The sequence below is a fragment of the Thioclava sp. F1Mire-8 genome (assembly GCF_002213165.1).
In the GTDB taxonomy this organism is placed as follows: domain Bacteria; phylum Pseudomonadota; class Alphaproteobacteria; order Rhodobacterales; family Rhodobacteraceae; genus Thioclava; species Thioclava nitratireducens.
Genome location: NZ_NBNY01000006.1, coordinates 80916 through 102053, shown reverse-complemented (window position 1 = coordinate 102053; position 21138 = coordinate 80916). Strand labels below are relative to the sequence as shown.

Sequence of the window (21138 nt, the reverse complement as noted above, 5' to 3'; positions counted from 1 at the left end):
GGCGCCCTAAAAACTTGGCTGTCCCTCTCTAGAGAGAGTCCTGCGATCAGGAGTTCACGCTGTCCTTGAGCGCTTTCGCCACGGTCACTTTGACCTGCTTGTCAGCCGGCTTTTGCATCTGCTCGCCGGTGGCCGGGTTGCGGACCATGCGCTCGGGGCGCTCGCGGCAGTAGACTTTGCCAATGCCCGGCAGGGTAACGGCGCCGCCGTTCGACACTTCTTTGGTGACGACGTCGGTGATTGCGTCGAGCGCGGCCGAAGCCGTCTTTTTGTCGGCGTCCATCGCCTCGGCGAGGGCTGCCACCAGCTGGGTCTTGGTCATCGGTTTCGACATGTTCGTTCCTCTCTCCGCCCCGGTAATCCAGGGTCAATTTCGTCCGCGTTGCACGGTTGGTGGGCCATGTTCCACACGTTTTTATTGAGCATGGCAAGCCCTTTTCCCAGAATGCGCGGGTTTTTCCCACGTCACAGAAAAGCTGTTTCCTCGAAGCTACGCAATTTCCGGCTGTGAATACGATCCAGAGGCATCTCGCGAAGTTTCTCCATCGCGAGGATGCCGATGAGCAAATGGCTCGCGACTTGGGTGCGGTAGAATTCGGTCGCCATGCCGGGCAGCTTCAGCTCGCCATGCAGCGGTTTGTCCGAGACGCAGAGAAGCGTGCCGTAGGGCACCCGGAAGCGGAAACCGTTCGCGGCGATCGTGGCGCTTTCCATATCGAGCGCAACCGCGCGCGACTGGCTCAGCCGATGTACCGGGCCTGACTGGTCTCTCAACTCCCAGTTGCGGTTGTCGATCGTCGCTACCGTACCGGTGCGCATGATCCGCTTCAGCTCGTAGCCTTCCAGTTTCGTCACCTCTGCCACCGCTTCCTGCAGCGCGATCTGGATCTCGGCCAGCGCCGGGATTGGCACCCAGACGGGAAGGTCGTCATCGAGCACGTGGTCCTCGCGCAGATAGGCATGGGCGAGGACGAAGTCGCCCAGCTGCTGGGAATTGCGCAGACCCGCGCAGTGACCGACCATCAGCCAGGCATGCGGTCGCAGCACGGCGATATGGTCCGTCGCGGTCTTCGCGTTGGAGGGGCCGACGCCGATATTGACCAGCGTGATCCCGCCGCCATCGGCGCGCTTGAGGTGATAGGCGGGCATCTGCGGCAGTTTGGCGAGGCCCGGGATCTCGTCCTGCGGGTCGGTAATCTCCTGATTGCCGGGAGCCACGAAGCTCGTATAGCCCGAGTTCTTGTCGCCCAGCAGGCGGCGCGCAACGGCCTCGAACTCGTCGACATAGAACTGGTAGTTCGTGAACAGCACGTGGTTCTGGAAATGTTCGGCCTTGGTCGCGGTGTAATGCGACAGGCGCGCCAGCGAGTAATCCACCCGCTGCGCGGTGAAGGGGGCGAGATGGCCCGAGCCGTCCGGGTTCGGCCCCGCCATGCCGTTGACGATGTCGTCGTTCATCCCCGCAAGGTCCGGCACGTCGAACACGTCGCGCAGGCTGAAATCGAGCACGCCTTCCTGCGGCACGGTCACTTCCGGATGCGCAGCCACGGCGAAATGCACCGGGATCGGCGTGTCCGACGGGCCGATCGTAACCGGGATATTGTGGTTCTTGATCAGCAGGCCCAGTTGCTGCGTCAGGTAATTGCGGAACAGGTCGGGGCGCGTGATTGTCGCCATGTAGGTGCCCGGCAGCGCCACATGGCCGAAGCTCAGCCGGCTGTCGGCCTTGATATGCGATGGCACAGAGATGCGCACCTCCGGGTAGAAGGCGCGAAAGCGGTTCCGCGCGGTCTTGCTCTCCAACGTCTCGTTGAATTTCTCGAGCAGGAAGGCGGTCGCCTCGTCATAGAGCGCCTCGAGCCGGGCCACGGCCTCGGCGGCATCGGTGAAGCTCTCCGCAGGGGCTGCGTCAGGGGTGATGAGGTCTAGCGTTTCATTCATTCAAAAAGATCCGTCAGTTCAAAACGCGTCACGTCGACAAGGCCAAGATCCGAAATGCGGATCTCGGGAATGACGACGAGCGCGAGCAGCGAATGCTGCATGTAAGCGTTGTTCAAAGTGCAGCCGCAGGCGCCCATCGCCTCGACCATCTTGGCGGCGCGCGCGGCGACCGTTTGTGCCGGATCGTCCGACATCAGCCCTGCGATCGGCAGCGGGACGGCGGCGATTTCTGCGCCGTCCTTCCAGACAGAGACGCCGCCGCCCATCTCGCCAAGCGCATTGGCGCAGGCGGCCATCATCTCGCGATCAGTGCCGACCACGATCATGTGGTGGCTGTCATGAGCGACAGTCGAGCCCATCGCCATGCGGCCCTTGTAGCCGAAGCCTGAGACGAAGCCGTTGGTGACGCCGCCCGTGCCCTGATGGCGCTCCACCAGCGCGATCTGGGCGATGTCCTTGGAGGTGTCGGGCTGGGCGAGCCCGTCGGTCACGTCCAGCTCTGCGGTCAGCGCCTTGGTCGGGGCCTGGTTCTCGACCACGCCGATCACCTTGGCGGTCACTGTGTTAGCGCCCTCCGGCGCGGCAATCTCGAAATCCGCAGCCGTCAGGGTCTTGCCCAGATGCACCGTGTTGCGGGCGCTTTCAGGCCAGTCGTAATGCGGGCAGTCCGCCAGCAGCTTTCCATCCTTCGCCACCGTGCGCCCAAGTGCGATGACCTGCTCGACCGGCAGGGTCGCCAGATCCGAGGTCAGGATCACATCGGCCCGGCGGCCCGGCGTGATCGAGCCCAGCTCGCGCTCCAGCCCGAAATGGGTCGCGGTGTTGAGCGTGCACATCTGCAGCGCGACCAGCGGATCGGCCCCGCATTCCACCGCATGGCGGAAGACGCGGTTCATATGCCCGTCATTCACCAACGTGCCGGAATGGCAGTCATCTGTGCAAAGAATGAAATTGCGCGGGTCGAGACCCTTCTCGGTGACGGCAGTGATCTGCGTCTCCACGTCATACCAAGCCGAGCCCAGCCGCATCATCGAGCGCATCCCGTTGCGTACCCGCGCGATCGCGTCCGCCTCGCAGGTGCCTTCGTGATCGTCGGCGGGCCCGCCCGCGACATAGGCGCGGAACGGCGCGCCCAGATCGGGGGAGGCGTAATGTCCGCCCACGGTCTTTTGCGCGTTCTGCGTCGCTGCGATCTCGGCGAGCATCTTCGGGTCGGCATTGATCACGCCGGGGAAGTTCATCATCTCGCCCAGACCGATGATGCCGGGCCATGTCATCGCCTCGGCCACATCTTCGGGGGTGATCTCGAAGCCCGTCGTTTCCAGCCCGGGCGCAGAGGGCGCGCAGGAGGGCATCTGGGTGAAGATGTTGACGGGCTGCATCAGCGCCTCGTCATGCATCATCCGCACGCCGGCGAGCCCCAGCACATTCGCGATCTCATGCGGATCGGTGAACATGCTCGTCGTGCCGTGGGGGATCACGGCGGCGGCGAATTCGGCGGGCGTGAGCATACCGCTCTCGATATGCATATGCGCGTCGCACAGGCCCGGCACCATATAGCGCCCTCCGGCCTCGATCACTTCGGTATCGGGTCCGATGCTGTCCGATAGATCGGGCGCCACGGCAGCAAATCTCCCCTCGGCCACGGAAATATCGTAGCCGTCGAGAACCTCTCGTGTGTGGACATTGACCCATTTGCCACCCCGGATCACGAGGTCGGCAGGTTCGCGCCCGGCAGCCACGGCAATCAATCGCGGTGCGGCTTCGGGCCAGGATTTGATCTTGTTCTTCTGTTCCATGTCCAAGCCTGTCATTGCATGCGGGAAGGTTCAAGAGACGTTGTTATGCCTTCACACAGCCTCTACCTATGACGGATGACAGAAACGCAAAGGAGGCCGTGATGCCGACGCTTCTTTCCATCGGACACGGCTATTCCGCCCGTGCACTCGCACCGCTTCTTCTGGCGCGTGGCTGGCGCGTGATCGGCACCACGCGCAGCGACGAGAAGGCCGAAATGCTGCGCAGCGAAGGCGTGGAGCCGCTGGTCTGGGAAGGTGGGCCTCTGCCGCTCGATCAAGCGACGCATCTGCTGTCTTCGGTGGCCCCGGGACCGGAGGGCGACCCGGTCCTCGCTGCGCAGCATTCCGAAATTGCTGCATCGCGGCATCTGGAGTGGATCGGCTATCTTTCGACCGTCGGCGTCTATGGCGATCACGCGGGCGGCTGGGTCGATGAGGCAACGCCGCTGACCCCCTCGACCAAGCGCGGGCAGGCGCGGGTGGAGGCCGAGGCGGCTTGGGGCGCGCTGGCCGCAGCCCATGACCTGCCGCTGCATATCTTCCGGCTCGCGGGCATCTACGGCCCCGGGCGCGGACCCTTCGAGAAGGTGCGGCAGGGCAAGGCCCGGCGGATCATCAAGGAGGGGCAGGTCTTCTCGCGCATTCATGTCGAGGACATCGCGCAGGTGCTGCTCGCCTCGATCGACCGTCCCGATCCGGGCGCGGTCTATAATGTCTGCGACGACGATCCCGCGCCGCCGCAGGACGTGATCGCCTATGCTGCGGAACTGCTCGACCTGCCGCTACCGCCCGAGGTGCCGTTCGAGGAGGCCGATCTCAGCCCGATGGCGCGCAGCTTCTATGCGGAGAGCAAGCGAGTGCGAAACGACAAGATCAAACACGACCTCGGCGTCACGCTGCGCTATCCGGATTACCGCGCAGGGCTGCGTGCGCTTCTCTATCAGGCGGGCTGAAGCTCCACCCGCTTCTCGCGCACGGGCAGGTGTACGATGGCGGAGAAGGCACCCACGCCCACGCCAACCCACCAGACCAGCGTATAATCCCCGTAGATGTCGTAGAGCTTGCCGCCCAGCCAGACGCCGAGGAAGGCGCCGACCTGGTGCGAGAAGAAGACGATCCCGTAGAGCGTGCCCATGTAACGAAGCCCGTAGATATGCGCGACCAGCCCCGAGGTCAGCGGCACGGTCGCGAGCCACAGCGCCCCCATCGCGAGCGAGAACATCAGCACCGTCGCGGGCGTCATCGGCGTCAGGATGAATGCGGCGGCGACGAAGGTGCGCAGCAGGTAAACTCCCGCCAGCAGGTATTTCTTCGACCAGCGCTTGCCCGCCCAACCCGCATAGATCGTGCCAGCGATATTGGCGAGGCCGATCACCGAGATCGCGGCGGCGCCGAGCGCCGAGGTCGTCTCGATCCCGATCCCGGCGAGCAGCGATCCGGGCGGCACCGCGCCGCACATCTCGGTCACCATCGCGGGGAAATGCGCCGTGATGAAGCCCAGCTGATAACCACAGGAGAAGAAGCCGAGGAAGATCAGCGTGTAGGACGGATCGCGGAAGGCGCGCATCAGAACGGTGCCCATGCTCTCGGCCATCTCTTCGCGGCTGGCGCGCTCAGGCGCGCGGATCAGCGGCAGGAAGGCCAGCGAGGCGAGGATCACGGCGGCGAAGATCACGAAGACGGTCTGCCACGGGAAATGGCCTAGCAGCAGCTCCGCCATCGGCGCGCCGAAGACCTGACCGGCCGAGCCTGCCGCCGTCGCGATGCCAAGCGCGAGCGAGCGGTTCTCGTCCGAGGTCGCTCGGCCTACCACGGCGAGGATCACGCCGAAGCCGGTACCCGCGATGCCGAAACCCACGAGGATTTCCAGAAGCTGATGCTGTCCAGGCTCCACCGCGTAGGCCGAGAGCACGAGGCCGAGCGCATAGACCAGCGCACCGAGGATGATCGCCAGCCGGTCGCCCCAGCGCTCGGCAATCGCGCCGAAGATCGGCTGACCAATGCCCCAGGCGAGGTTCTGCACCGCGATGGCGAGCGAGAATTCGGCGCGTGGCCAGTTGAACTCGCTGGCGATCGGAATCTGGAAAACGCCGAAGCTCGCCCGGATGGCGAAGCTCAGCATCAGGATCACGGCCCCTCCGATCAGAACCGGCGTGAACAGTCTGCCTTGTGTCATTCTACGTCTCCCGGCGGATCTCCCTTTCGCGCGGGCGGCATATCGCCATGGATGCTGCAGCGCGTCAATCGCGAGCTTGTCTCGGTCACAATCGCGCGGGAATGCCCCAGAGCCGCTCTTGAACCTCCCCCGCAGCCATGGCCCAATGGCGTGACTTTCGAGGGGAGGCAGGATGTATACGGTTATCGGAACGGTCGGCTCGCGGACGCTGCGCGTGTTGTGGATGCTGGAGGAGCTGGGCGCGGAGTATCAGCACGTGCGGGCCGCGCCGCGCTCGGAGGATGTCGTGGCCTTCAACCCGGCAGGCAAGGTGCCGGTGCTCGTTGTCGACGGCACGCCGATCACCGATTCCACCGCGATCCTCACTTATCTTGCTGATGCGCATGGGAAGTTCACCCATGAGGCGGGTACGCTGGAGCGCGCGCGGCAGGACAGCCTGACGCAATTCCTGCTCGACGAGTTCGATGCGAATCTCTGGACCGCCGCGCGCCACAGTTTCGTCCTGCCCGAAGAGCTGCGGCTGTCGGGCATCAAGAATTCCCTGCGCTGGGAGTTCGAGCGTTCGCAGCGCACGCTGATCCACCGAATGGGGGATGGGGAGTTCGTGATGGGCGAGGAAATGACCGTGCCCGATATCATCCTGACGCATTGCCTCGACTGGGCGCTGATGGCGAAATTCCCGATCGTCGAGCATCGGCTGAGCGAATATCACGACCGGATGCGGGCGCGCCCCGCCTATAAGCGCGCGGTCGCGAAGCGGGACGAGTAAGGGGGCTCTGCCCCCGGTGCTACGGACCTCCCCCGGGATTTTCTATCAAGAAGAAGCGAGCCGTTGGACCGCGGCGCGTCCGGCATGGCGGCCGGAGGCGAGGCAGGCGGTCAGCAGATAGCCGCCCGTCGGGGCCTCCCAGTCGAGCATTTCGCCTGCGGCGTAGAGGCCGGGCAGGGCGGTCAGTTCCAGATCGTCGGTGAGGCTGTCCCACGCGATGCCGCCCGCGCTGGAGATCGCCTCGGCGATCGGGCGCGGCGCACCGAGAGGCACGGGCAAGGATTTGAGCGTTGTCGCAAGTTGCGTCGGGTCCTTGGGTAGCGGGCGTCCCCATTCCAGAGCGAGCGCGAGTTTCACCGGGTCCAGCTTCGCGCCTTTGCGCAGGCGGTTCGTAAGGCTCTGTTTGGGCGGGATCTTCGCAAGCCGTGCGGCAAGGTCTTCGGCGCTCTGATCCGGGGCGAGATCGAGGCTCAGCGGCGCGCCTTCGCGCAATTCGGCGGAAAGTTCATAGATGCCGCCGCCCTCAAGGCCACGCTCCGAGATCACGATTTCCCCGCGCGTGCGCCGGGTCGGCGTGATCAGCGCGGCCCCTTTCACGGGCTGGCCGAGCTGGCTTGCCATATGCGCCGACCAGTCGATCTCGAACCCCATGTTGGCGGGGGCAAAGGGGGCGATCTTTACGCCTTTCGCGCTCAGCCAAGGCACCCATGCCGCATCCGAGCCAAGCCGCGGCCAGCTTGCGCCGCCAAGCGCGAGAATCGTGGCATCGGGGCTCAGGCTCTGGCGCCCCTCGGGCGTGTCGAAGATCAGTGCGTCGTCGTCGAAGCCCTGCCAGCGCCAGCGGGTGTGGATCGTGACGCCGAGAGATTCGAGCCGCGCGATCCAGGCGCGCAGCATCGGCGAGGCTTTCATCACTTTCGGGAAGACCCGACCGGTGGAGCCGGTGAACAGCTCGACACCCAGATCGCGGGCGAAACTCTGCGTCGCCTCGGGGCCGAACGCGCGCGTGATCGCGGCGATCTGCGGGTGGGAATAATGGGACAGGAAGACGTCGAGCGGCTCATCCTTGGTCAGGTTCAGCCCGGACTTTCCCGCCATCAGGAATTTGCGCGCGAGCGTCGGCTTGGCCTCTGCCAATGTCACGGCGACACCGGCCCGCGCCAGTTCCTCGGCTGCCATCAGTCCCGCCGGGCCGCCACCGATGACGAGCGCGGATTTCGCCGCCGCGCTCACCGCCGGGCCAGCATCGCGAGCCGCATCAGCGCGCGCTCCATCACCGCCATCTGCGGCGCGCGGCTGGCGGAGCGCAGGGTCAGGTCGGTCTCGACCAGTTCCTTCAGCGCGGTCTCCAGCTTGAACATGCCCCAGCTTTGCGCCTGCCGCTGCATCCGGTCGCGGCGCGGGCCGAAGATCGGCGGACGCATCCGGGCGATGCCTGCACCGGGGCCTTGCGGGTCGGAGGCCGCAGCATGCAGCGCGCGGAAATGGCGCATCGCGGCGATGGCGAGCTGCACGGGTTGCACCCCTTGGCTTTCCAGCCGCCGCATAACCGGACCAAGCTCGGGCGCGCGGCCCTCGGCCACGATGGAGAGCACGTCATCGACGCCTGCCTCGACCGAAGACGGCGCGCAGGCAGCCACATCGGCAGGGGCAAGCGGCGTAGTGTCACCGAATTTGTAGAGCGCGATCTTCTCGACGGTCTGGCGGAAATCGCCCGGATCGAGCGCCCGCGACAGCGCCACGAGATCGGTCATCGCGTCGTTCGAGATGTCGCGCAGACCGGCGCGGCGCAGGATATCCTCGATTTCCTCGCGGCTTGGCGGGTCGTCGTAAATCCCTACAGAATAGGCGTTGTTGTGACCCTCGAAAGCTTTGCGCAGCTTCGATTTCGCGGCGAGCGAGCCTGCGGTGATCACGATCTGCGCATCGCCTTCGCGCCATGCGTCGAGCGCGTTTTTCACTGCATCGGCTACTGCGTCGGTCGCGTCTTCGACGAAGGCCACGCGCGGGCCAGGGAAGAAGCCGACCTCCTTGATCGCATCGAGCAGCAGCGAGGGTTGCTTGCGCAGATCGCCGCCCGCGATCCGGCTCAGGCGCATCTCCTCTTCGCCCTTTGCGCCGATCAGTGCGGCGATGACTTCCTGACGGCGCAGGGCCACGCGCATCGCATCGCCCCCGAAGATCAGCAGGCCGGTGCGCTCGGGCTCGGGTTTGGCGAAATAGCGGGTCGCTGCTACGCCGGTCAGCTTCATTCCGGCAGACCCGGCGCTTGTGACAGAAGTCGCGTCACGATCTGATCGGCAAGGATCACCATCAGACGGCGATGCGCGTCTTCCTGCGCGGCCTGTGAGGCGACCACGGTGCCGGTTGCGGACCACGAGGTGAAGGAGGTGACGCGTCCGGTCAGCAGCACGGCGTTATCGGCCGCATCGCGCAGCGTGTAATCCACAGTGCCGTTCAACTGGTAGCGCGTCGTCGCGTTGTCGGGCGAGATGCCCTGACCGACCGCCTCGGTGTCGATCTTGTAATCGAGCCGGTAGCGGGTGGCCTGCGACGGGCCGAGCCGGGCATTCAGCTGCTGAACGAGGGCGAAGGCGTCGCGCGTCGTGGGCGCAGCCGGTTCGACCCCTTCGAGCAGTTTCGCAGCCCCGCCCTGAGGCCCGTAGGCCGGGGTGAAGCCGCAGCCCGCGAGCAGGCCAGCGGCCCCCGCGAGCCCCAGAAATCCGCGTCTGTCAGATGACCACATTGACGATCCGCCCCGGCACAACGATCAGCTTCTTGGGCTGGCCACCGGCCAGCGCCTTGACCACAGCTTCGTCGGCCAGAACCTGCTTTTCAACCTCTTCCTTCGGCATGTCCTTGGGCACCGAAATCTCGGCGCGGCGCTTGCCGTTGATCTGGATCGGCAGCGTCACCGAATCCTCGACCAGCAGAGCCGGGTCCGCCTCGGGCCAAGGGGCTGCGATCACGAAACCTTCGCCGCCCAGCATCGACCAGACCTCTTCGGCGAGGTGCGGGACCATCGGCGCCATCAGCTGCGCCATCAGCTTCATCGCCTCGCGCTTGGTCTCGGCCCCGGCCTTCGATTTCGACATCGTGTTGGTCAGGCCGTAGAGCGTCGCGACCGCCTTGTTGAAGGTGAAGCCCTCGATCGATTTGGTGACCTCGTCGATTGCCTTATGGGTGGCCTTAAGCAGCGCCGTATCCTCGGCCTCGTTCGCGGGCGCATCCGAATTGGCGATATCGTCGGCAATGCGGTGCACGCGGGCGAGGAATTTCGACGTGGCTTCGGCGCCAGCGGCGGTCCACTCCACGTCCCGCTCGGGCGGGCTGTCGGACATCACGAAGAAGCGGGCGGTATCGGCCCCGAACTCGGCGATGATGTTCATCGGATCGACGACGTTCTTCTTCGATTTCGACATCTTGGCCGAGGGGATGGTCTCGACCGCTTCGCCGGTCGCCTTCAGCTTGCCGTCCTCGACCTCTTCGGGGAGGTGGTAGACGGGGCGATTCTTGGCGTCGCGCGTGAGGTAGATCTCGTGCGTCACCATGCCTTGCGTGAAGAGCGCATCGAACGGCTCGATCGCTTTCGCTGGCAGGTGGCCGGTCTTGTGCATCGCGCGGGCATAGAAGCGCGAATAGAGCAGGTGCAGAATCGCATGCTCGATGCCGCCGATATATTGGTCGACGTTCATCCAATACTCGGCCTCGGCCGGATCGGTCGGCGTGGCGGCACCGGGCGAGGTGAAGCGCGCGTAATACCAGCTCGAATCGACGAAGGTATCCATCGTATCGGTCTCGCGCTGACCCGGCCCGCCGCAATTCGGGCAGGTGCAGTCGCGCCAGCTGGGATGACGGTCGAGCGGGTTGCCAGGGATCGAGAAGTCGATCTTCTGGCCGTCCTCGTCGTAAGGCAGCTCGACGGGCAGGTTTTCCTTCTTCTCCGGCACCACACCGCAGGTCTCGCAATGCACGACCGGAATCGGGCAGCCCCAGTAGCGCTGGCGGCTCAGGCCCCAGTCGCGCAGGCGGAACTTGGTCACGCCCTGACCGATGCCGTTTTCCTCGCAGAAGGCGATCGCGGTTGCGACGCCCTCTTCGCCGGTCTGCACTTCGTCGCCCGCGAAGCCTCGGATATAGCGGACTTTTTCCGATTTCAGCGGGACGTATTCGGCGTCGGGATAGTCGCCCTCGAGCGGCTCGAAAACGGGCGTGATCGGCAGCTCGTATTTCGTCGCGAATTCGAAGTCGCGCGCGTCATGCGCCGGGCAGCCGAAGATCGCGCCGGTGCCGTAATCCATCAGGATGAAATTCGCGATATAGACCGGCAGTTCCCAGCTCGTGTCGAGCGGGTGGCGGACCTTGATGCCGGTATCCATGCCGAGCTTCTCGGCAGTCTCGATGGCTTCTTCTGTTGTGCCGCCCGCGCGGCATTTCGCGACGAATTCCGCGACCTTGGGATCGTGGCGTTCCAGATGCTTGGCGAGCGGGTGATCGGGCGAGATCGCCGCAAAGCTCGCACCGCGCAGGGTGTCGGGGCGGGTCGTGTAGACCTCCAGCCGGTCGAAACCTTCCGGCGCATCGACGGTCGAGAAGGCGAATTGCAGGCCGCGCGATTTCCCGATCCAGTTTGCCTGCATCAGGCGCACCTTCTCGGGCCAGTCTTTCAGGTTGTCGAGCGCGTCGAGCAGTTCTTCGGCATAGTCGGAAATCTTGAAGAACCACTGCGTCAGCTCGCGGCGTTCGACCTCGGCGCCAGAGCGCCAGCCCTTGCCATCGATCACCTGTTCATTGGCAAGCACGGTCATGTCGACCGGGTCCCAGTTTACCACCGCGTTCTTGCGATAGACGAGACCGGCGTCGAGCATGTCGATGAACATCGCCTGCTGCTGGCCGTAATAGTCCGGGTCGCAGGTCGCGAATTCGCGCGACCAGTCGATCGAGAGGCCCAGCGGCTTCATCTGGTCCTTCATTACGGCGATATTGCCGTAGGTCCAGTCCTTCGGGTGACCGCCATTGTCCATCGCGGCGTTCTCGGCGGGCATCCCGAAGGCATCCCAGCCCATCGGATGCAGCACGGAAAAGCCCTTCGCCATCTTGTAGCGCGCGACGACGTCGCCCATCGTGTAGTTGCGCACATGGCCCATATGGATGCGGCCCGACGGGTAGGGGAACATCTCGAGGACGTAATATTTCGGCTTGGCCGGATCACGGCGCGCGGCGAAGAGATCCGCCCTGTTCCAGGCCTCTTGCCATTTCGTCTCGCTCTGGCTCGGTTCGTAGCGTGCCATGTCGGGCCCCTCATCACGTCGAATTCTGCGCGAGCTTGCTACACTGGCCTTGGGGGCGAGGTCCAGCCGCCGCGCTCATTTGGACAGAAATATCCCCGCCGGAGGCTGGCTCGGGCGGGGATCTGAATGCGTCCTGCGGTCGACTTTCGGGATCAGAGTTGCGAGTCGCGGACCCGCAGCTGACGTGCGCGGGTGAGAATCGCGTTCTCCACGGCGCGCTGCGTATCGGCGGAAACTGCTCCGCCCCGGGTGCGGATCGACACTTTCAGCGAGCGCGCATCGAGCGCCGGATCGGTGACGTAAACAGTGGCCTTGTAGGCGCGACCGCCGCCCGGCGGGGTGCCGTAGCCGGTCACGATGACGCCGGAGAAGGGGTCAACCTCTTGAATCGGCAGGAAGTCGAGCACTTCGAGCGAAGCCTGCCAGAGATACTTGTTCACCTCGACGGTGATGTTCGGATCGCCCTTGCCGCTGAAGAGGTCCCAAACGGTGGATTTCTTCTGAACGCGGCGCGAGGGCCCGTCGGCAACGGCCTCGTTGGTGCCTGCCATATGGCTGAGCTGATTGGCGTCGCGCTGCGCGGGGGTGCCACCGCTACCCGAGAAGATGTTGCCGCTCGAGATACCCTTGCCGCAGCCTGCGAGCGCGAGGCACAGGCCCAGAATTGCCGTGCGTTTCAAAAGGGTTCTGGAAGTCATGCGAAGCTGTCCCCGTCGGCCTGCGTCATTGGTTGCCTTTTCTCTAGCCCATGGCCCCAAGCCCGACAAGGTTTTTCCCTTTTCGCCCCGGAATTCGCCCGAACGGCCCGCTGCCACTCGCGGGTCGTGTGCCGCTATATACGCACATGAGGGCTGTCGCGAGGCGATGGCAAGGAACGGCTGCAAAGGCGGGCTGACGTTACTGTGACATGTCTGCACCATCAAACACCCTATTCGACCGGGGCGGGCGCTTTGAGTTGCAATAGAAGGGGTGGGGAGAGAAAACACCGTCATACCCAACTTCGGATTCCCCAGGTTGGGGGTTACCTGTAAGACAATGAGGGAAAACGATGAAAAAGGTTCTCTTCGCGACGACCGCGCTCGTGTTCTCGGCTGGCATCGCTGCCGCTGAGGTCTCGGTTGGCGGCGACGGCCGCATGGGTGTCGTGTACAACGGCTCCGACTGGAACTTCTCGAGCCGTATCCGCGTCTCGTTCACCGCTTCGGGCACCACCGACGGTGGCCTCGAGTTCGGTGGCTCGGTCCGCGCTGACCAAGCTTCGGCTGCGACCAGCGGCACCGCTGCTTCGGTCTACATTTCCGGCGCATTCGGCAAGCTCTCGATGGGCGACGTTGTCGGCGCTCCGGAAGCTCTGTTCGGCGACCTGCCGGAAGTCGGCTACACCGACCTCGACGGCGCTGGCCTCAAGAACGTGGGCACGCTCGGTGGCCGCAACAACATGGGTGCGAACGAAATCCCGTACCTGACCGGCGACAACGGCGGTAACGTTCTTGGCAACACCACCACCACCGGCAGCTCCACCTCTTCGGGCCCGAACCTGCTGTACACCGGCACCTTCGGTGCTTTCTCGGTCGCAGCGTCGATGTCCGACGGCAAAACCGGTTCGGTTGATCAAAGCCAAGAGTACGCGCTGGCCGCTGCTTACACCTTCGGCAACTACACCGTTGGTGCTGGCTACGAAGTCGTCGACCCGGTCGGCGGTGGCGCCAACTGGAAGCAAGCTATGATCTCCGGCGTTGCTCAGTTCGGCAACACCTCGGTCAAAGCCTACTATGCTGACGGCAGCGGCGACAACAACCTCGACAAAGGTTACGGCATCGGCGCGACTTCGGTCTTCGGTGCGACCTCGGTCATGGCTTACGTCAACTACGCCAAAGACTCGGCCGGCGCTGAAGGCACCGCTTACGGCCTCGGCGCTGCGTACGATCTGGGCGGTGGCGCCTCGATCGTCGGTGGTGTTGCAGACAGCGACATCGCAGGCACCGACACCCAAGCCGACCTCGGCGTGAAGTTCTCGTTCTAATCCTTCGGGACAGAACGATGGGAAGAGCGGGCCTTGCGCCCGCTCTTTTCTTTTTGGGCCCTTCGGTGTTTCTTGGGCGCGCTGACGAGGGAGGGCCAGATGGGACTGAGCGACATTCAGGCGCGGATCGCGAAAGCGGAAGACGAGGCAGGGCGCGACGCGGGATCGGTGAAGCTGATCGCCGTGTCGAAAGTTCAGCCCGCCGAGCGGGTCGAGGCGGTTCTGCGCGAAGGGCATCGGCTCTTCGGCGAAAACTACGTGCAGGAAGCGCAAGGCAAATGGCCCGCCTGGCGCGAGGAATTTCCCGGCTGTGAGGTCCACATGATCGGGCCGCTGCAGTCGAACAAGGCGAAGCTGGCGGTGGAGCTGTTCGAGGCGATTCACACGCTCGACCGGCCCTCGCTGGGCAAGAAGCTGGCCAATCTGGCGCAGGCGCGCGGGGCTTCTCCCGATCTTTTCATTCAGGTCAATACCGGGTGTGAGCCGCAGAAGGCGGGCGTGCTGCCCGATGATCTCGACGCCTTCGTCGCGGATATGCGGGCGAAGGATCTTCCGGTCGTCGGGCTGATGTGCATCCCGCCCGAATCCGATGACCCTGCGCCGCATTTCGCGATGCTGGCCGAGATGGCCGGGCGCAACGGGCTCGACGGTCTCTCAATGGGAATGAGTTCGGATTTCGAGAAAGCGATCGCGGCCGGTGCGACCTATGTGCGCGTGGGTTCGGCAATCTTCGGTGCGCGCGACTATTCCTAAGCTTTGTCTCGGGCGTCGAGCGCCGGGGGCTTTCCGCCCCCGGACCCCCGGAGGATATTTCCGCCAAGCCGAATTGGAATGTCGAGCGGTTCGCCCGGTGCAACATGCCGCGCGATCCAGATCAGGTGGTCCCGGCGGAAGGCGAGGCAGCCTGCGGTAGGGTAGCCCGCGCGGCGGCGCTGATGCAGGAAGATGGCCGAGCCTTTGCCTGCCTGCGCCTGCGGATAGTTCCAATCGGTGACCAGTACGATGTCGTAAAGCGGATCGGCGCGCCGCATCGCCTCATGCGAGGCGGGGTAGGGTGCGCGAACCAATTGGTTATAGGCCGAATCCTCGGAGGCGTCGCACCACAGATCGCGCGGCCCGATCGGTTCGGCCCAGTCTTGAGGCGCGACAATTCGATCCGCGCGGTAGAACATCCGCAGGATGTGCAGCCGCCCCGAGGGGGTCGCGCCGTCGCCCTCCTGCTTGCTGCCGGTGATGCCGCCGCGGCCGATCTCGACCGGGAAACGGCGACCGCGAAACAGCAGGCCCGTGGGCGTCAGGCGCATCACAGGATATGCCCCGATTTCGCCGCCTTGGTGGCCAGGTAGTTTTCGTTATGGCGGCTAATGCCGACCTTCAGCGGCACGCGCTCGGTCACGTCGATGCCGTTGGCCTCCAGCATCGCAACCTTGGCGGGGTTGTTGGTCAGCAGCCGCACCTGCGAAAACCCGAGCTTGCGCAGCAGCGCCGCGCCGATCCGGAAATCGCGCTCGTCATCCTCGAAGCCGAGGCGGTGGTTCGCCTCCACCGTGTCGAAACCCTGATCCTGCAGCGAATAGGCGCGCATCTTGTTCGCAAGCCCGATCCCGCGCCCCTCCTGATTGAGATAGAGCAGGATGCCCGCGCCCTCATGACCCATCAGCGTCAGCGCCGCGTCCAGCTGCGGGCCGCAATCGCATTTCAGAGAGCCCAGAACGTCGCCGGTGAAACAGGCCGAATGCAGCCGCGCGAGAACCGGTTTCGAGCGATCGGGGCGACCGATCTCGATCGCGTAATGCTCCTCGGCGCCATTGTCGGGGCGGAAGATATGCAGGCGCCCCGCTTCGGCGGCGCGCATCGGCACGCGCGCGGCAGAGACCGGGGCGAAAGCCTGCGGGATGTCGGCAGCGGCGAGCGCCTCTTCGGCGGTGATGCAGGTCAGATCCGTCGGCGTGGGGTCGGGCGCTGCGACCATCAGCGCTGCGGGCAGAAGCTGGGCGGACTTTGCCAGCCGGATAGCGGCACGGGAGAGATCCGCATCGCCGCCGCGAAGGGCCTTGAGCGGGCCTTTCATCGGCACGCGCAGATCGTCGGCCGGATCGGCGAGCGCGCGCAGCCAGAGCAGATCGGCGTCTGCAGGCACTTCGATCCGGGCGATATCGGCGTCATAGACCCGGGCTTTCAGCGTCTCGGCCCGGCGCGCGGTCAGCACCAGCGTCAGCGGCCCCAGTGCGCGCAACGCCGCCAGCCGCTCGGGCGAGAGCGTCTCGACCGCCACCGCGAGGTGATCTGACAGCAAGACGGGCAGCCCCATGCGCAGATCGGCGCGGGCGCGATTCAGTCGTTCAGCCGGGCTCGGCCCGAGGGAATAGGTACCGGTCATGCGCTCTGAGATAGCCTCGACTGTAACAAATTGAAATATCTGCCGGTGATTCGACACGTCAGCGTGAGATAGGTTTCACCACCCTTGCCATCGCTGTGAAAGGGCAACAGCTATTCGTCAAACGCAAATGGAGGCTCAGGACATGGCATCATTGAAGAAGGTCCTTTTGGTTGACGATGACAACGATCTGCGCGAGGCGCTCGCCGAGCAGCTCGTCGCGACCGATGATTTCGAGGTGTTCGAGGCCAGCAATGGTCACGAAGCGGTAGATAAGGCGAAATCGACGCTTTACGACCTCGTCGTTCTGGATGTGGGCCTTCCCGACACCGATGGCCGCGAACTGTGCAAGAAGCTGCGCAAAAGCGGTGTGAAATGTCCGATCGTGATGCTCACCGGGCATGACACCGACGCCGATACGATCCTCGGCCTCGACTCCGGCGCCAACGACTACGTCACCAAGCCCTTCAAGTTCCCGGTGCTTCTGGCCCGTCTGCGCGCCCAGCTTCGCACCCATGAACAGTCTGAAGACGCCGTATTCCAGCTCGGCCCGTATACGTTCAAGCCCGCGATGAAGATGCTGGTCGACGACAAGGACCGCAAGGTGCGTCTGACCGAGAAGGAAACCAATATTCTCAAGTTCCTCTATCGCGCGACCGACGGCGTGGTGCCGCGCGACGTGCTGCTGCACGAGGTCTGGGGCTATAATGCGGGTGTCACCACCCACACGCTCGAGACGCATATCTATCGCCTGCGTCAGAAGATCGAGCCCGATCCCTCGAATGCGCGCCTGCTGGTGACGGAATCGGGCGGCTATCGTCTGGTGGCCTGATCCGAGGCGCTTTATGCGGCATGGGCTGCGTGACGCGCGCCAAGGTTGGAAATGAGGAAGGCGGCTCCTGCGGGGGCCGCCTTTTCCTTGTCCGGCGCTTGGGATGCGCGGCTCAGACCGTGGGGTAGATGTCTTCCTCAGCCTCTTCGAGCGAGATACCAAGCGCATTCAGCCCGTCTTCGAGATGATCGGCCAGCATCGGATTGCCCAGCAGGTAATCTTCGGTGGGCGCGGTCGCTTCGGCCTTGGCGGTGGCGATCGCCTCATCCAGTTCCGACGCGTCATAAGTGTCGCGCCCGACCCACATCACCGCAGTCAGACCTGCTTGCTCATCCTCGTTCAGCGCGGCGATGAAGGCACGCAGCTCACGGGCTTGGCCGGAGCCGGGCACGCCCGCGTCGAACTTGCGGGCGCGGATGATGACATGGGCGATTTTGGCGGGGCTGATGGTGAGCATGTATCCCTCCTGAGGCTTGAGTTTGCGCCTCCGCCCTCTTTTGCGCAAGCGGCAATAGGTGTCAGTCTTCCTCTTGCACGAGCGCCGGGGCGGAGACCGCGCGCGGATGGCTGTCGACCAGCGCGGGCGTCTCCAGCGTGCCGCCATCGGGCACGACGCCCATCTGTTCGAAGCGGCGGGCGGAAGGCAGCACGCGGCTTTCCAGCGAGCCCACCGCCTTGTTGTAGCTCTCGACCGAGCGGGTCAGCGCCTTGCCGACGGATTCGACATGGCCGCCGAAGGTCTTGATCCGCTCGTAGAGATCCTTGGCGGTCTTCTGCACTTCGATGGCGTTGCGGGCCATCTTCTCCTGCTGCCAGCCATAGGCGATGGCTTTCACCAGCGCCATCAGCGTCGTCGGCGAGGCGATCAGCACCTTGTTCTCGAACGCGTATTCGATAAGGCCCGGATCGGCCTCGGCGGCGGCGGCCACGAAGGTCTCGCCGGGGATGAACATGACGACGAAATCGGGCGTCTCGTGCAGCTGGTCCTGATAGGATTTCGAGGACAGCAGCTTCACATGCTGACGCACCTGCTGCGCGTGGCGGGTGATGGCCGCGTTCTGCAGTTCCGGGGTCTCCGCCTCCAGCGCATCGAGATAAGCCTCGAGCGGGGTCTTGGCGTCGATCACGATGCTCTTGCCGCCGGGGATATGGACGATCGCATCGGGGCGGCGCGCGCCTGCATCGGTCTGGAAATGCTGCTCGAGGTGGAAATCCACGTTCTCGGACATCCCCGCCATCTCGAAGACCTGCCGCAGCTGCATTTCGCCCCAGCGGCCCCGCGTCTTCGGCGCCCGTAGCGCCTGCACAAGCTTGCGGGTCTCCTGCCCCAGATGCGCTTGCCCTTGGGCCAGCGTCTTCACCTGCGCATGGATCGCGCCGTAAGCCTCGTTGCGGGCCTTCTCGATCGACTGGATCTGCTCGCCGAACTCGTTGAGCCGGGTGTTGAGCGGCTTCACCAGATGCTCGATCGCGTCGCGGCGGCGGTCGAGTTCCTCCTGCGCGGTCTTCTCATGGGTCTTGAACCGTTCCGAGACGAGCGACAGGAAAGCCTCGGAGTTCTTCTGCAGCACGCCGGAGGCGACCGAGGAGAACCGATCCTCGATCTCCTTCTTCATGCCGCGCAATTCTTCGAGGCGCGCCGCATGTTCGCGCTGCAGGCTCTCATAAGCCTCGGACTTGGCAACGCGCGCCCGGTATTCGTCGTTGAGCGCGTTTCGCGTACGCTCCAGCGTGGCCTCGACCTCGTGCAGACGTTCTGCCGCAGCTTCAGAGGCAGCGAGCGCCTCGCGCAGGTTCTGGGCCTCTTCGCGATAAGGTTCGGCCGCGGCCAGATCGGCATCCAGTTCCGCGGCACGCTTGCGCGCAGACAGCCACAGCCCGGCGAAGATCAGCGCGACGACGACTGCGCCGATCAGAGCCTGAACCACGGGATCGTTAAGGTCGAGCGTGAGGGAACCGAGCTGGATCATGTGCGGCCAAACAGTCTTTCAATATCGCTGAGCTTCAGTTCGACATATGTCGGACGCCCATGGTTGCATTGGCCGGAATGGGGGGTGGCCTCCATCTGGCGCAGCAGCGCATTCATCTCGTCGGCGCGCATCTGGCGGCCCGAGCGGATCGAGCCGTGGCACGCCATGCGGCTGAGTACCGCTTCGATCTTGGCCTGCACCAACTGGCTGTCGCCCAGATCGGACAGCTCGTCGAGCACGTCGCGCAGCAGCCCTTCGGCATTGATTTCGCCCAGAACGGCAGGGGTTTCGCGCACCGCAATCGCGCTGCCGCCAAAGGGTTCGATGGTCAGCCCAAGGCGGGAAAGCGCGTCGGCATGTTCCAGGAGCAGCGCGGCGTCGTCTTGGGAAAGCTCCACAATCTCGGGGATCAATAGCGCCTGCGCGGGCACGCCGTTCTCGGCCATCTGGCCCTTCAGCTTCTCATAGACCAGCCGCTCATGCGCCGCGTGCTGATCGACGATGACGATGCCGCGCTCGGTCTGGGCGATGATGTAATTCTCATGCACCTGCGCGCGGGCAGCCCCCAAGGGCTTTTCGGTCAGCGCGGGCTCAGCGGGGGCCGGGGCCTCGGCCCGCGCCGAGGGCGCATAGTCGAAGCTGGGCGCAGGGGCCTCTTGGAAGGACGGCTGCGGGTAGGATGGGGGCTGATAGGCCGGATCGGGCAGCGGCGCCTGCGCGGAGTAGGACGACCGCATCGCGCCAAGGCTCGGGCGATCCATCTGGTAAATGCGCGGCGGCTGATTGGCGGTCGGTTCGGGGCGCATCGCGCCGAGCGTCGCATCCGAGACGGTCGAGGACGCCCGATGCCCCGCTTGCGCCAGCGCATGGCGCAGCCCCGTCACGATCAGCCCGCGCACGGTCGCGGCCTCTCGGAAGCGGACCTCGGCCTTTGCGGGGTGGACGTTGACGTCGACGCGCTCGGGCTCGCAGGTCAGAAAGAGGCAGGCGGCGGGATGACGTTCGCGGCTGAGGAAATCCATGTAGGCCGCGCGCAGTGCCCCGGTCAGCTGCTTGTCGCGGACTGGGCGACCATTGACGAAGAGGAACTGCTCCACCGCCGCGCCGCGCGAATAGGTGGGCAGCGCGGCGTAACCGGTCAGGCGGATATCTTCGCGCTCGGCGTCGATCTTCACCGCGTTATCCGAGAAGGCGCGCCCGATCACCCGAGCCAGTCGCTCCGCGAGCGCGTCGAACAATTCGCCCTGCTCGCCATCGGCGCGGAAAATCTCGCGCGATTTGCCGTTGGACACATCGGTGAGGGTGAAGCTGACATAGGGCGCCGCCATCGCCAGCCGTTTCATCACATCGGCGATCGCCTGCGCCTCGGCCCGGTCGGTGCGCATGAATTTCAGACGTGCGGGCGTGGCGAAGAACAGGTCGCGCAGTTCGACCACGGTGCCCCGGTTTAGCGCCGCCGGTTTCACCGGCCCGATCTGGCCGCCCGCCACGCTGATCTGGAAGGCGTCGAGACCATCGACGCGCGAGGTGATCGTCAGCCGTCCGACCGCGCCGAGCGAGGGCAGCGCCTCTCCGCGAAAGCCGAAAGTGTGGATGTTGAGAAGGTCCGAGCCGTCGATCTTCGAGGTGGCATGGCGCGAGAGCGCCAGCGGCAGATCCTCGGCGGTCATCCCGCAGCCGTCGTCGGTCACGCGGATCAGCGTCTTGCCGCCATCGCAATATTCCACCGCGACCCGCGAGGCGCCTGCATCCAGTGCGTTCTCCACCAGCTCCTTCACCGCCGAGGCCGGACGTTCGACCACCTCGCCCGCTGCGATGCGGTTTGCCGCAGCGTCATCGAGCTGCCGGATCACAGGACGCTCAGACGCGCCGATATTGCGGTTGTGCTGGTTCATTCCACTAGGGATAGCATGGCGCGGCGCTCATCTAAAGAGATTCGCGCCAGCTATCCCCAGCGAAA

19 protein-coding genes are annotated in these 21138 nt (G+C 64.8%); 5 read left to right on the top strand and 14 right to left on the bottom strand.

Translation table 11 applies throughout. The features are described 5' to 3' along the window. Window positions 1-46: 46 nt before the first annotated feature. The 3 genes from B6V75_RS17570 to ade all read right to left on the bottom strand — a co-directional run bounded on the left by B6V75_RS17570 (window position 47) and on the right by ade (window position 3740). A complete protein-coding gene (locus B6V75_RS17570) occupies window positions 47-334 on the bottom strand; it encodes an HU family DNA-binding protein (RefSeq protein WP_075776797.1) in 288 nt (95 codons plus the stop codon). Window positions 335-465: 131 nt separating this feature from the next. Further along, window positions 466-1941, bottom strand: a complete 1476-nt coding sequence (locus tag B6V75_RS17565) for an AMP nucleosidase (protein WP_088720544.1) — start codon at window positions 1939-1941, stop codon at window positions 466-468. Continuing rightward, window positions 1938-3740, bottom strand: a complete 1803-nt coding sequence (gene ade, locus B6V75_RS17560; RefSeq protein ID WP_088720543.1) for an adenine deaminase — start codon at window positions 3738-3740, stop codon at window positions 1938-1940. Before ade ends, B6V75_RS17565 begins: the two co-directional genes overlap by 4 nt. Window positions 3741-3841: 101 nt before the next feature. On the opposite strand from ade, the gene B6V75_RS17555 reads away from it, so the two are divergent. Then, window positions 3842-4693, top strand: coding sequence for an SDR family oxidoreductase (locus B6V75_RS17555; protein WP_088720542.1), 852 nt, complete (start codon window positions 3842-3844; stop codon window positions 4691-4693). Here B6V75_RS17555 and B6V75_RS17550 read toward each other — a convergent pair. Then, the gene (locus tag B6V75_RS17550; RefSeq protein ID WP_088720541.1) at window positions 4681-5916 is read right to left on the bottom strand and encodes an MFS transporter; all 1236 of its coding nucleotides are present in this window, start codon (window positions 5914-5916) and stop codon (window positions 4681-4683) included. The two genes, B6V75_RS17555 and B6V75_RS17550, sit on opposite strands and share 13 nt — an antisense overlap. 172 nt (window positions 5917-6088) lie before the next feature. Here B6V75_RS17550 and B6V75_RS17545 point away from each other — a divergent pair, with 172 nt between their 5' ends. Further along, entirely contained in the window at window positions 6089-6685 is a 597-nt protein-coding gene (locus tag B6V75_RS17545) for a glutathione S-transferase family protein (protein WP_088720540.1), read from the top strand. Between the two features lie 45 nt (window positions 6686-6730). Here B6V75_RS17545 and B6V75_RS17540 read toward each other — a convergent pair whose 3' ends face one another. From B6V75_RS17540 to B6V75_RS17520, 5 genes are all read right to left on the bottom strand, one after another. Further along, window positions 6731-7918 (bottom strand): TIGR03862 family flavoprotein, encoded by a 1188-nt coding sequence (locus B6V75_RS17540; RefSeq protein ID WP_168174509.1) that lies wholly within the window; start codon window positions 7916-7918, stop codon window positions 6731-6733. Continuing rightward, entirely contained in the window at window positions 7915-8937 is a 1023-nt protein-coding gene (holA, locus tag B6V75_RS17535) for a DNA polymerase III subunit delta (RefSeq protein ID WP_075776804.1), read from the bottom strand. The genes B6V75_RS17540 and holA overlap by 4 nt, the downstream gene beginning before the upstream one ends. After that, window positions 8934-9431 (bottom strand): LPS assembly lipoprotein LptE, encoded by a 498-nt coding sequence (lptE, locus tag B6V75_RS17530; protein WP_088720539.1) that lies wholly within the window; start codon window positions 9429-9431, stop codon window positions 8934-8936. The genes holA and lptE overlap by 4 nt, the downstream gene beginning before the upstream one ends. Continuing rightward, window positions 9418-11976 (bottom strand): leucine--tRNA ligase, encoded by a 2559-nt coding sequence (gene leuS, locus B6V75_RS17525; protein ID WP_088720538.1) that lies wholly within the window; start codon window positions 11974-11976, stop codon window positions 9418-9420. Before leuS ends, lptE begins: the two co-directional genes overlap by 14 nt. Before the next feature lie 152 nt (window positions 11977-12128). Further along, window positions 12129-12674 carry a DUF3576 domain-containing protein gene (locus B6V75_RS17520; RefSeq protein WP_088720537.1) on the bottom strand — a complete coding sequence of 182 codons (546 nt, stop codon included), beginning with the start codon at window positions 12672-12674 and terminating at the stop codon, window positions 12129-12131. Window positions 12675-13024: 350 nt separating this feature from the next. Between B6V75_RS17520 and B6V75_RS17515 the strand changes: the two genes are divergently transcribed. Next, the gene (locus B6V75_RS17515; RefSeq protein ID WP_088720536.1) at window positions 13025-13999 is read left to right on the top strand and encodes a porin; all 975 of its coding nucleotides are present in this window, start codon (window positions 13025-13027) and stop codon (window positions 13997-13999) included. A gap of 99 nt (window positions 14000-14098) precedes the next feature. Next, window positions 14099-14752: a YggS family pyridoxal phosphate-dependent enzyme gene (locus B6V75_RS17510; RefSeq protein WP_088720535.1), complete on the top strand. Its 654-nt coding sequence runs from the start codon at window positions 14099-14101 to the stop codon at window positions 14750-14752. Here the strand turns inward: B6V75_RS17510 and B6V75_RS17505 are convergent. Further along, window positions 14749-15303 carry a L,D-transpeptidase family protein gene (locus tag B6V75_RS17505; protein WP_075776810.1) on the bottom strand — a complete coding sequence of 185 codons (555 nt, stop codon included), beginning with the start codon at window positions 15301-15303 and terminating at the stop codon, window positions 14749-14751. The genes B6V75_RS17510 and B6V75_RS17505 overlap by 4 nt on opposite strands. Continuing rightward, window positions 15303-16379 (bottom strand): GTP cyclohydrolase II, encoded by a 1077-nt coding sequence (gene ribA / locus B6V75_RS17500; protein WP_088720534.1) that lies wholly within the window; start codon window positions 16377-16379, stop codon window positions 15303-15305. Before ribA ends, B6V75_RS17505 begins: the two co-directional genes overlap by 1 nt. 142 nt (window positions 16380-16521) lie before the next feature. Here ribA and B6V75_RS17495 point away from each other — a divergent pair, with 142 nt between their 5' ends. Further along, window positions 16522-17208 (top strand): response regulator transcription factor, encoded by a 687-nt coding sequence (locus B6V75_RS17495; RefSeq protein ID WP_075776812.1) that lies wholly within the window; start codon window positions 16522-16524, stop codon window positions 17206-17208. 112 nt (window positions 17209-17320) lie between these two features. Here B6V75_RS17495 and B6V75_RS17490 read toward each other — a convergent pair whose 3' ends face one another. The 3 genes from B6V75_RS17490 to mutL all read right to left on the bottom strand — a co-directional run bounded on the left by B6V75_RS17490 (window position 17321) and on the right by mutL (window position 21073). Further along, the gene (locus tag B6V75_RS17490; RefSeq protein ID WP_075776813.1) at window positions 17321-17665 is read right to left on the bottom strand and encodes a DUF3775 domain-containing protein; all 345 of its coding nucleotides are present in this window, start codon (window positions 17663-17665) and stop codon (window positions 17321-17323) included. A gap of 61 nt (window positions 17666-17726) precedes the next feature. Continuing rightward, complete coding sequence (rmuC, locus tag B6V75_RS17485; RefSeq protein ID WP_088720533.1) at window positions 17727-19178, bottom strand: DNA recombination protein RmuC; 1452 nt, start codon at window positions 19176-19178, stop codon at window positions 17727-17729. Beyond that, window positions 19175-21073, bottom strand: coding sequence for a DNA mismatch repair endonuclease MutL (gene mutL / locus B6V75_RS17480; RefSeq protein ID WP_088720532.1), 1899 nt, complete (start codon window positions 21071-21073; stop codon window positions 19175-19177). The genes rmuC and mutL overlap by 4 nt, the downstream gene beginning before the upstream one ends. Window positions 21074-21138 lie beyond the last annotated feature (65 nt).

Coding starts and splice junctions, on each gene's coding strand:
- B6V75_RS17570 (WP_075776797.1), bottom strand. CDS start 334: ATGTCGAAACCGATGACCAAGACCCAGCTGGTGGCAGCCCTCGCCGAG.
- B6V75_RS17565 (WP_088720544.1), bottom strand. CDS start 1,941: ATGAATGAAACGCTAGACCTCATCACCCCTGACGCAGCCCCTGCGGAG.
- ade (WP_088720543.1), bottom strand. CDS start 3,740: ATGGAACAGAAGAACAAGATCAAATCCTGGCCCGAAGCCGCACCGCGA.
- B6V75_RS17555 (WP_088720542.1), top strand. CDS start 3,842: ATGCCGACGCTTCTTTCCATCGGACACGGCTATTCCGCCCGTGCACTC.
- B6V75_RS17550 (WP_088720541.1), bottom strand. CDS start 5,916: ATGACACAAGGCAGACTGTTCACGCCGGTTCTGATCGGAGGGGCCGTG.
- B6V75_RS17545 (WP_088720540.1), top strand. CDS start 6,089: ATGTATACGGTTATCGGAACGGTCGGCTCGCGGACGCTGCGCGTGTTG.
- holA (WP_075776804.1), bottom strand. CDS start 8,937: ATGAAGCTGACCGGCGTAGCAGCGACCCGCTATTTCGCCAAACCCGAG.
- lptE (WP_088720539.1), bottom strand. CDS start 9,431: ATGTGGTCATCTGACAGACGCGGATTTCTGGGGCTCGCGGGGGCCGCT.
- leuS (WP_088720538.1), bottom strand. CDS start 11,976: ATGGCACGCTACGAACCGAGCCAGAGCGAGACGAAATGGCAAGAGGCC.
- B6V75_RS17520 (WP_088720537.1), bottom strand. CDS start 12,674: ATGACTTCCAGAACCCTTTTGAAACGCACGGCAATTCTGGGCCTGTGC.
- B6V75_RS17515 (WP_088720536.1), top strand. CDS start 13,025: ATGAAAAAGGTTCTCTTCGCGACGACCGCGCTCGTGTTCTCGGCTGGC.
- B6V75_RS17510 (WP_088720535.1), top strand. CDS start 14,099: ATGGGACTGAGCGACATTCAGGCGCGGATCGCGAAAGCGGAAGACGAG.
- B6V75_RS17505 (WP_075776810.1), bottom strand. CDS start 15,303: ATGCGCCTGACGCCCACGGGCCTGCTGTTTCGCGGTCGCCGTTTCCCG.
- ribA (WP_088720534.1), bottom strand. CDS start 16,379: ATGACCGGTACCTATTCCCTCGGGCCGAGCCCGGCTGAACGACTGAAT.
- B6V75_RS17495 (WP_075776812.1), top strand. CDS start 16,522: ATGGCATCATTGAAGAAGGTCCTTTTGGTTGACGATGACAACGATCTG.
- B6V75_RS17490 (WP_075776813.1), bottom strand. CDS start 17,665: ATGCTCACCATCAGCCCCGCCAAAATCGCCCATGTCATCATCCGCGCC.
- rmuC (WP_088720533.1), bottom strand. CDS start 19,178: ATGATCCAGCTCGGTTCCCTCACGCTCGACCTTAACGATCCCGTGGTT.
- mutL (WP_088720532.1), bottom strand. CDS start 21,073: ATGAACCAGCACAACCGCAATATCGGCGCGTCTGAGCGTCCTGTGATC.